The 8,424-nt window shown below is 40.7% G+C and carries 8 protein-coding genes; all 8 read right to left on the reverse strand.

Annotated features, from left to right (window positions below; genetic code table 11):
- Positions 1 to 512: 512 nt before the first annotated feature.
- The gene (gene lysS / locus HNQ80_RS25260; RefSeq protein ID WP_184313997.1) at positions 513 to 1,982 is read right to left on the reverse strand and encodes a lysine--tRNA ligase; all 1,470 of its coding nucleotides are present in this window, start codon (positions 1,980 to 1,982) and stop codon (positions 513 to 515) included.
- Positions 1,983 to 2,000: 18 nt separating this feature from the next.
- Positions 2,001 to 2,477 (reverse strand): transcription elongation factor GreA, encoded by a 477-nt coding sequence (greA, locus tag HNQ80_RS25265; RefSeq protein WP_184313999.1) that lies wholly within the window; start codon positions 2,475 to 2,477, stop codon positions 2,001 to 2,003.
- Positions 2,478 to 2,683: 206 nt separating this feature from the next.
- Positions 2,684 to 3,649: a tRNA dihydrouridine synthase DusB gene (gene dusB, locus HNQ80_RS25270; protein WP_184314001.1), complete on the reverse strand. Its 966-nt coding sequence runs from the start codon at positions 3,647 to 3,649 to the stop codon at positions 2,684 to 2,686.
- Between the two features lie 195 nt (positions 3,650 to 3,844).
- Positions 3,845 to 4,618 (reverse strand): type III pantothenate kinase, encoded by a 774-nt coding sequence (locus tag HNQ80_RS25275; RefSeq protein ID WP_184314003.1) that lies wholly within the window; start codon positions 4,616 to 4,618, stop codon positions 3,845 to 3,847.
- A 53-nt stretch (positions 4,619 to 4,671) separates the two neighbouring features.
- Entirely contained in the window at positions 4,672 to 5,196 is a 525-nt protein-coding gene (locus tag HNQ80_RS25280; RefSeq protein ID WP_184314005.1) for an ECF transporter S component, read from the reverse strand.
- Between the two features lie 200 nt (positions 5,197 to 5,396).
- Complete coding sequence (locus HNQ80_RS25285; protein WP_184314007.1) at positions 5,397 to 6,365, reverse strand: P1 family peptidase; 969 nt, start codon at positions 6,363 to 6,365, stop codon at positions 5,397 to 5,399.
- Positions 6,358 to 7,347 (reverse strand): biotin--[acetyl-CoA-carboxylase] ligase, encoded by a 990-nt coding sequence (locus HNQ80_RS25290; RefSeq protein ID WP_184314008.1) that lies wholly within the window; start codon positions 7,345 to 7,347, stop codon positions 6,358 to 6,360. Before HNQ80_RS25290 ends, HNQ80_RS25285 begins: the two co-directional genes overlap by 8 nt.
- A gap of 93 nt (positions 7,348 to 7,440) precedes the next feature.
- The coding region (locus tag HNQ80_RS25295) for a sodium ion-translocating decarboxylase subunit beta (protein ID WP_184314010.1) at positions 7,441 to 8,424 on the reverse strand (984 nt) is incomplete at its 5' end.

Consider the following 8,424-nt stretch of genomic DNA (forward strand, 5'->3'; position numbering starts at 1 on the left):
CTCTCGAAATTTCCGTTGCTCAAAATCAGCGTTACGCTAAGCGTATATATGCTGGCTTAATTCTTACACTGTGTAGTTTTCAAAGACCAAAGTTTGTGTCGCTCGTTTTAGCGACTTAACTAGAATAACATGTTCGTCGCTTCATGTCAACAAGTTTTCTTATGATATTTTTTATAACTTGTTTCTCGTGACGACAAAGACTATCTTACCATGTTTCTTATCTCAAATCAACTGGTAATTTCGCCCATGCTCTAGGGTCTACCCCTTTGTTTGTAGGTCTGGAATGAAGGAGTTATTACATGACCTATATCTGAACATATTTCTTAAAGGGATCTATTTCAGTTGCTTTATCATCGCTAATTACAATTATATGTACTTTTCTCTTAATTATGCATTCTTTCTACATTTTTTTCTGTTAAATAAACAATTCTATTTATTTCATCTATATATATCATATATCCTCACAAAAAGGAAAAAGCATAGGGCTACCCCTATGCTTCACTTTCATTGGTTTAAAGTGGCTTCATTGTTGGGAACAAGAGCACATCACGAATAGATGCTGAATCCGTAAGTAACATCATCAGACGGTCAATACCTATACCAATACCACCTGTTGGTGGAAGTCCTACTTCCAATGCATTGATAAAATCGTCATCCATCGGATGGGCTTCATCATCTCCAGCTTCTTTCTGTTTCATTTGCTCTTCAAATCTCTCTCTCTGATCAATAGGATCATTTAACTCAGAAAAAGCATTGGCAATCTCCCATGTGTTCACAAAAGCCTCAAATCGGTTTGTGATTTCTGGATTATCCTGATTTCTTTTTGCAAGAGGTGATACTTCTACCGGATGATGGGTAATGAATGTAGGCTGAATAAGCGTCTTTTCACAGAACTCTTCGAAGAAGGCATTGATGATATGACCTTTCTTCATGCCCTTTTCAACCTCAATTCCGTGCTGTTTTGCAATGGCGATTGCCTCTTCATCGGTCTTTACTTGAGTGAAGTCTATATCTTTTACTTCTTTTACAATATCCGTCATACTAATTCTTCGCCATGGAGGCGTTAGATCTATCTCTTTTCCTTGATATGCGATTTTCGTTGTTCCTAAAGCTGCCATAGCCATTTCTGCCACAACCTCTTCACACTCTTTCATCATCACTTCATAATCTGCATAGGCCTCATACCATTCTATCGTTGTAAACTCTGGATTATGCTTTGGTGACATTCCTTCATTTCTAAAGAGTCTTCCGATTTCATATACGCGATCAAAGCCACCTACAACCAATCTCTTCAGATGAAGTTCTGTGGCAATTCTTAAATACATATCAATATCTAATGTATTATGATGGGTAATGAAAGGTTTTGCAGCAGCTCCTCCAGCCAGGGTACTTAGGATTGGTGTTTCTACTTCTAAGAAGTCTCTATCATCCAGATATTTTCTAAGAGCTTTGATTGCTTTTGTTCGAATCAAGAATGCTTTTTTCACCTCTGGATTCACGATAAGATCCACGTATCTTTGTCTATATCTCAGTTCTTGGTCTTTTAATCCATGCCACTTTTCTGGCAACACCTGTAATGATTTTGATAATAATACTACATTCGCTGCTTTTATAGAGGTTTCTCCCTGCTTCGTTTTGAATACAGTACCCTTTACCCCTACAATATCTCCAATGTCATAGGTTACGAGGATATCATATTCTTCCTCTCCAATGGCATCTTGTCTTACATAAGATTGAATTCTACCTTGCTTATCTTGAATATCTAAAAATGCCGCCTTCCCCATGGTTCTTTTTGCCATGATTCTTCCTGCGATGGAAACTTCTTGTCCCTCCATGGCATCAAAATTTTCCTTGATATCCTGACTAAAGTGGGTCTGATCATATTTTTCTATCTTAAATGGGTCTCTTCCCATCTCTTGAAGCTTCTTTAATTTCTCTCTTCTTACACGAAGTACTTCACTGAGATTTAACTCTTCACTCATCCTTTGTACACCCCCGAATTATCTTTTGATTTCTAAAATCTCATATTTTGTGACACCATCTGGAATTTGAACATTCACAACATCGCCAATTTTTTTCCCGATGAGCGCGCTGCCCACAGGAGATTCATTGGATATTTTTAATTCGTAAGGATCTGCTTCAGCGGAGCCTACAATTGTATATTCTACTTCTTCATCAAACTCCAAATCTTTAACTTTTACAGTAGCACCAATACTCACAGTATCAACAGATATTTCATCCTCATCGATGATCTTCGCTTTTCGGAGCATCGTTTCTAGCTTCATAATTCTCTCTTCTAACTGAGCCTGCTCATTTTTCGCTTCATCATATTCGGAGTTCTCACTAATATCTCCAAAGGCAATCGCTTGCTTAATTCTCTCAGCAACTTCTTTCCGCCTTACAGTTTTTAGCATCTCTAATTCATCTTCTATTTTCTTTAAACCTTGTGGGGTTAATAATACTTCCTTATCAGTCATCCATTCTCTCTCCTTTTTATGTAATATATAAATGATTTGTTGATAATATATGTCCTCATTGTTAATTTATGCCTTGAAACCCTTGGTAATTTTTCTCAAGCTAGAAGAATAAGCACTGGATTTTCACAGTGCTTGGCTAAAGATGGAACTATATGCGAATAATTATAATGTAGTCATTCACCTTTGTCAAGCCATTCCCACTGAAATTAGGACAAGGTACTTAAGAAATTTCTAAGCAGTGCTTCCATGGATTTTTGATCACCTACAGTATTGAGCTGCCCTCGTATCTGAGCTGCATTTCGTATGCCTTTCAAATACCAAGCTAAGTGCTTTCTCATTTCCCGGACTCCGATATATTCGCCCTTCATATCCACTATTTTATACATATGTCTTAAGGCCATTTCAACTTTTTCCTCTGGTGTTGGCTCTGGAAGGATTTCACCTGTTTTTAAATAATGGGCAATCCGTTTGAAAATCCATGGATTTCCTTGAGCTCCCCGAGCCACCATGATACCATCACAATTTGTCTCTTCCTTCATTCGAACAGCATCTTCTATTGTAATAATATCCCCATTGCCGATTACCGGAACGCGCACTGCCTCTTTCACCCGCTTAATAATATCCCAATCCGCCTTTCCACTATAGAACTGTTCCCGGGTTCTGCCATGGACTGCAATAACCTTAGCCCCATTTTCTTCGAGAATCTTTGCCATTTCCACTGCATTGACATGCTGATCATCCCAGCCCTTGCGGATTTTCACCGTTACAGACTTATCCGTTGCTTGGGTTACAGCCTTTACAATCTGTCCTGCCAATTCTGGATTTTTCATTAAGGCAGATCCATCCCCATTCTTTACAATTTTGGGTGTGGGACATCCCATATTGATATCTAGAAAGGTGTGCTCATGTTGGTTCAATATCTCGGCAGCCCGAGCCATAAATTCTGGCTCAGAACCAAAAATTTGTAATGCCACAGGCTTTTCCTCTTCCTTTATTTCTAATAAGGCCTCTGTATTCTTATCTCCGTAGCATATCCCTTTTGCACTAACCATCTCCGTGTAGACCAAACCACACCCCTGTTCCTTACATAAAAGTCTAAAGGTAAGATCCGTGACCCCTGCCATAGGACCAAGGGAAACGCTGTTTTCTAGTTGTATTCCTGCAATGTTCATGATATTTTCCTCCTGTCAACAGCTTATAGATAAAGTCAATTGGTTCCTCGCAGCGGGCGAACACTGTTCGCCCCTACATCTCTTTACGGGCGCTTCGTGAATCACCCCTACTCCTTCAACTGATCTCCTATCTCTTCTACACAACCACCATCCACTAACTCAAAAGAAAAAAGCCAGGAATGTCCCCCGGCCCTTTTATGCTTTATTTCGTTCGTATATGATCCTTAACCCTTCAAGGGTTAAAAGTCCGTTGACCTCATCAATAGTCTCGGATTCACTGGCGATTAAATTGGCCAATCCCCCTGTGGCGATCACCTTAGTGTTTGGGTGGTTGCCTAATTCCTGCTTCATCCTTTTTACGATATAATCTACCAAGCCAATATATCCATAGATAATACCTGATTGCATACTGCTTACCGTGTTTTTACAAATCACATGGCCAGGTTTTATGAGTTCTACCCTAGGAAGCTTTGCAGCATTCTGAAACAATGCCTCGCTAGAAATTTTAATGCCCGGAGAAATGGTTCCTCCCATGTATTCTCCTTTATCCGATATGGCACAGAAGGTTGTGGCTGTTCCAAAATCCACGATAACCAACGGACCTCCGTATTTTTCGAAAGCAGCAACAGCGTTAACAATTCGGTCTGCACCAACCTGCTTTGGATTATCATATTTTATATTCACACCAGTCTTGATCCCAGGTCCAACCACCATGGCCTCCTTTTTAAAATACTTGAAAGCCATGTGCTGCAATGAATACATCAACGGCGGCACCACGGATGAAATAATGACATCCTCCACATCATTAAGGTCAAGTCCATCATATTGAAATAACTGATTCACCAGCATACCATATTCATCAGCTGTTTTGCTCTTATCTGTTGCCATTCTCCAAGAATTAAGCAATGTTTCACCTTTATATACACCTAATACGATATTCGTATTTCCAACATCAAAAGCTAGTAACATCTCATCGCTCAACCTTTCTTCTTATGTTATAAATTCTATCCCTGTCAAATATATTAATGGGCTACCTTTTTTAAAGCCTTTACCACAGCTCCCACAATTAGAGCAGATACGATTGCTTCTGTCGTTCCATTTACTCCTGCGATTCCCAACACTACATTGAGAGGAAGATATCCAAAAGCAAGGATTAAACTTAACACCCCGATGGTATTCGTTAGGGTTCCTACCACTGCGCTAATCACAGAACTTTTCGTCCATTTATAAGCATAGTAGGTTGTAATTCCAATTAGTACCCTTGGCAGGATTGCAATTATCGGATTCATAAAAAAAGGATTGTTAGCTCTTAAAAAGCTTGAAACCCCAAATATCAAGCCAACGATGCTGCCTACCACAGGTCCTGATACAATGGTAGCGATAATCACTGGAATGTGCATGGTAGTGGCATTCACATTGGCCAACCAAGGGATCGGAATGTACCCCAAGGGTGTCATGCTTAAAGCGATGGCCACTGCCCCTAATAATCCTGCCACCGTCATCTGTCGTAAAGTCAAAAATGACCCTGTTGCTAAATTTTTTTCCATTTCATTTCCTCCGTTCCAATTCCTCTTATTAGGATACCGGACGTAATATCGTCATACAGATCCTTAAAGTCCAGTTCTTTTGATACTGGCTAATTACCTAGTATATGTTATCACTTGAAACATGAATTTGCAATAGAATAATTGATTTTGATAGCCCAAGTATAGGGTAATTATTCCCTTAAATTATTTTCCTATTCGATTTATCGTAAATAATCCCCGCTGCTCGGTATAGAGCCTACACTTTCGGCTTCCTTGATAGCCCTATTCACAGCCAAGGCCATAGCCTCTGCTGCCATAATGCCTAACAGATTTAAATCTGCTGTATATTCTCCCTTAGATAGGGCAAAGACAGTATCCCCGTCTAATGTACTACCAAAGGGTGAAATAACCTTTACGAGCCCATTCATCGCCATCTGGGCTAATTTTTTACATTCAGCCTTTGTCAGCCTTGCATTGGTCGCAATGGTGCCTATGGTAGTATTGTCCCTTTTGAATGCCAAACTGGTATGGGCATGTTGTTTTAAATAGGCACAAGTATCAATCAAAGCACCGGTATCTTTTTCTCTAGCCCCAGCTATGATTTTTCCAGTATGATGGTCACGAATATCTCCCAAGGCATTTACCGCAACGATTGCACCTACGACCAGTCCATTGTCCAAAGCTATACTGGCACTGCCAATGCCACCCTTCATAGATTGCTCATGCCCTAAAATCTTTCCTACTGTTGCCCCCGTACCTGCTCCAATGTTTCCTTCTTTTATTTTCTCTTGACTTGCTTGTCTGCAAGCTTCATATCCCATGGAAGCATCCGGTCTAATTCGATGACTTCCTATATTTAAGTCAAACAATACAGCGCCTGTGACAATGGGTACCTTGGTGACACCTACGTCAAAGCCAATGCCATGTTCCTCCAAGTACCGCATCATTCCATCTCCTGCCGCTAGGCCAAAGGCACTTCCTCCCGCAAGAAACACGCCGTGAACCTGATCTACTAACATATGGGGCTCCAACAGGTCTGTTTCTCGAGTTCCGGGTGCTGAACCCCTTACTTCTACACCACAGACTGCGCCCTCACCACACAAAATGACAGTGCAACCCGTCAGTGCTTCATGGTCAGATGCTTGCCCCACTAGAATTCCTGATACATCTGTAATACAATTCTTATACATAATCGGAAATCCCCCTCACAGAAACTTCTCCAGAGATAATCTTTTCCATCTGTCCTTCCTGGTTACGAATGATTAGTTCCCCTTCTTCTGTCAAGTCTACTGCCTCCGCAATAATCGTCTGATCCCGATTGATAATCTTAACCGTATTGCCCAGTGTTACGGAGTAGGCTTTGCAGATTTCTACACTTTTTTTGATACTCTTTGTATAGATAAAATCTAAGTATAAGTCCTCAAACTCCTTCAATATATGCAGAACAATCTCTTTTCTTGAGATATTGTTTCCTACGCAATCCTTAATAGAAGTTGCAATCCGCTTCACTTCCTCTGGAAATAAAGCCACATCCACGTTGGCATTGATGCCGATCCCAACAACGATATAGCTCACAGAGTTTAGCTCTGCACCCATTTCCGTTAGAATCCCACATACTTTCTTCTTGTGTAGAATGATATCATTGGGCCATTTAATACCTGCTTCACATCCCGTTACCCTACGAATCGCTAAGGTTACCGCTGCTGCTGCAATTTGAGTAATCTTTGCAGCCTCAGCAGGTTCAATGGACGGACGTAACACCAAAGACATCCAGATTCCTGCACCTTTAGGAGATACCCATTGTCTGCCTAACCTGCCTCTACCTCCTGTTTGTTCCTCTGCGATAACAACAGCGCCCTCTTCTGCGCCTTCAGCAGCAATTTTCTTTGCCACAGTATTGGTAGAGTCAATGGTATCATAATGAACAATCCGCCTGCCTATGGTTTTTGTCTTTAATTCTAATTGAAGGGCATGTTGATTTAATAGATCTGGTTCTCCCATCAATCGATAACCTTTTCGCGATACGGACTCTATTTCATACCCTTCTTCCTTTAGCTGGTTGATATGTTTCCATATAGCTGTCCTTGTAACCCCCAGCCTATTGCTGAGTTCTTCTCCTGATATAAAGCTTCCTTTATTATACTTTAATGTCTCTAGGACGTCTTTTTTCATGATAAACACCTCTTGTTTTCATTCTATCCACTTATTGTATCATAAATAAACAGATAAAAAAACTGACAGGCATGAGCCTGTCAGTTATGTGTTTTAACCAAATATGGATAGTAGTACACCGGCTGCGATGGCAGATCCGATAACCCCTGCAACGTTTGGTCCCATGGCGTGCATCAAAAGGAAGTTTGAAGGGTTTTCCTTTTGTCCAACCACTTGAGATACCCTGGCTGCCATTGGTACTGCAGAAACCCCTGCGGAACCAATCAATGGGTTGATCTTCTTGCCGGAAGCAATATACATAACTTTTCCGAAAAGTACTCCAGTTGATGTACCTACACAGAAAGCTAATAGTCCTAATCCGATGATCATCAATGTTTGTGGTGTTAAGAACTTCTCTGCACTGGCTGTAGCTCCAACAGTTGTTCCTAAGAAGATTGTAACGATGTTGATTAATTCGTTTTGTGCAGTTTTAAAGATTCTATCTACAACACCAGATTCTCTGAACAGGTTACCAAGCATCAGCATACCCAATAATCCTGCTGCGGATGGTAGCAACAATGCGCCTAAGATTGTAACCATAATTGGGAAAACAATTTTTTCCGTCTTCGTTACTGGTCTTAGCTGCTCCATCTTTACCATTCTTTCTTCTTTTGTTGTCAATGCCTTCATGATTGGAGGCTGAATGATTGGAACAAGTGCCATGTAGGAATAGGCTGCAACGGCAATCGGTCCTAATAGGTGTGGTGCAAGCTTAGATGTTAAGAAGATTGCTGTTGGGCCATCTGCACCACCGATAATACCGATTGAAGCTGCTTCTGCCCCTGTAAAACCAAGGGCTACTGCGCCTAAGAATGTTGTAAAGATACCAAACTGTGCTGCTGCACCTAAAAGTAAGCTTCGTGGGTTTGCAATCAATGGACCGAAATCTGTCATTGCCCCTACGCCAAGGAAGATCAATGGTGGATAAATACCCATCTTAACTCCTTGATATAAGTAATAAAGTAACCCACCCAACTCTTTTGTATGTTGTAATCCATCTTCACCTATTTCATAAACGGGATAATTCATTAAACCTGC

Source organism: Anaerosolibacter carboniphilus (assembly GCF_014205875.1).
Lineage (GTDB): Bacteria > Bacillota > Clostridia > Peptostreptococcales > Thermotaleaceae > Anaerosolibacter > Anaerosolibacter carboniphilus.